General features: G+C 47.4%; 2 protein-coding genes. Both read right to left on the bottom strand.

Going from position 1 to position 1,707, the window contains the following annotated elements; genetic code table 11:
• Positions 1 to 225: arsenate reductase/protein-tyrosine-phosphatase family protein (locus tag J7I83_RS16230; protein ID WP_483313467.1), on the bottom strand; the 225-nt coding region annotated here is incomplete at its 3' end.
• A 33-nt stretch (positions 226 to 258) separates the two neighbouring features.
• Positions 259 to 1,554 (bottom strand): arsenic transporter, encoded by a 1,296-nt coding sequence (locus J7I83_RS16225; RefSeq protein ID WP_215102439.1) that lies wholly within the window; start codon positions 1,552 to 1,554, stop codon positions 259 to 261.
• Positions 1,555 to 1,707 lie beyond the last annotated feature (153 nt).

Here is a 1,707-nt window from a genome sequence, read left to right as displayed (position 1 = left end):
GGCATTGTTCAAGATGTCCAAGTCGATCATGTCAGAAGTCTGGCCCGAAATGTCGATCTCCACTTCGTTCATGGCTTTTACGGCGTTCGGGTTCAATCCGTGCGCTTCGATGCCGGCACTCAAGACTTGCCACTCATCTCCAAGAATTTGTTTTCCCCAGCCTTCTGCCATCTGGCTGCGGCATGAATTGCCCGTGCATAGAAAGTACAATGTTTTTTTCGTCATAAGAGAAAACTCCTTTTTCTTTTGCGTATAGTGTTAGAGAATTAATAGCCATAAATAAAGTCCGGTGAGCGTTGCAATCAGTGTCGGAATCGTCAAGATGATGCCAACCTTGAAATACGTTCCCCATGAAATTTTCACACCTTTTACCGACAACACGTGAAGCCACAACAAGGTCGCGAGTGAACCGATCGGCGTGATTTTCGGACCTAAATCCGACCCGATGATGTTTGCATAAATCAAGGCTTCGCGGATTGTGCCGCTTGTCTGTGTCTCGGAAATCGCCAAGGCATTGATCATCACGGTCGGCATGTTGTTCATGATTGATGACAGGATGGCTGCGATAAAGCCCATCGACATCGTGGCCACAAACAAACCTTGATCGGCAGCGGTCTGAATGACATCCGCCAAAATACTGGTCAACCCGACATTCCGGAGTCCGTAGACCACGACGTACATGCCGAGTGAGAAGAAGACGATTGCCCAAGGGGCTCCGCGTAAAATGATTCGTGTACGGACAGCCGGGCTCTTCTGTGCCATCAGCAAGAAGAAGATGGCGATAATGCCGGCGACAATGGAAACCGGCAAGCCGATAAATTCACTTGAGAAATAACCGATGAGCAAGACGGCCAGAACCACCCAGGAAAGACGGAACATCTTGTGGTCCTTGATGGCCTCAACCGGTTTCTTCAAGTTCGTAACATCGTAGTTTTTCGGGATATCTTTGCGGAAAAACAAGTACAGCACCAAAATACTGGATACCAAGGCAAAAAGATTCGGAACCACCATCCGGGAAGCATACTCCACGAAACCGATGCCGAAAAAGTCGGCCGAAACGATGTTTACTAAGTTACTGACAACTAGCGGCAGCGATGTTGTATCCGCAATAAATCCGCTGGCGATGATAAACGGGAAAATCATCTTTTCCGAGAAGTTCAAGTTCCGGACCATGGCCAGAACAATCGGGGTTAAAATCAGCGCCGCTCCATCATTCGCAAACAAAGCGGCGACAAACGCACCGAGAATGCTGACGAAGACAAACATGCGCAACCCATTTCCTTTGGCGATTCGCGCCATATGTAAAGCCGCCCACTCGAAAAATCCGATTTCATCCAAAATCAACGAGATGATGATAATGGCGATAAAGGCCAGTGTGGCGTTCCATACAATTCCTACTACATCCCATACATCTTGAAAATCCACGACTCCCACCAATAAGGCAAGAATTGCACCGCCGATAGCTGACCACCCGATCGAAAGATTCCGTGGCTGCCAAATGACCAATACAAGTGTGAGGAGGAAAATCACCGATGCTAAAACAACTTGTACCATTTAATTCCCTCCATTATTTGCAACTGATTCGCAATCCTTGTTGCTCTAATTCCTGGATCCGCTCGTCCTGGCTTGGAATAAATGCCAGAATATTTAGGATCATTTCGTACATAGCACTGGCTTCATTCAACGAATAAAAAATCCACTGCCCTT

It is taken from the genome of Planococcus sp. ISL-110, assembly GCF_018613575.1.
In the GTDB taxonomy this organism is placed as follows: Bacteria; Bacillota; Bacilli; order Bacillales_A; family Planococcaceae; genus Planococcus.
Note: the sequence above shows the minus strand (reverse complement) of the source record. Positions and strands in the feature narration are given on the sequence as shown.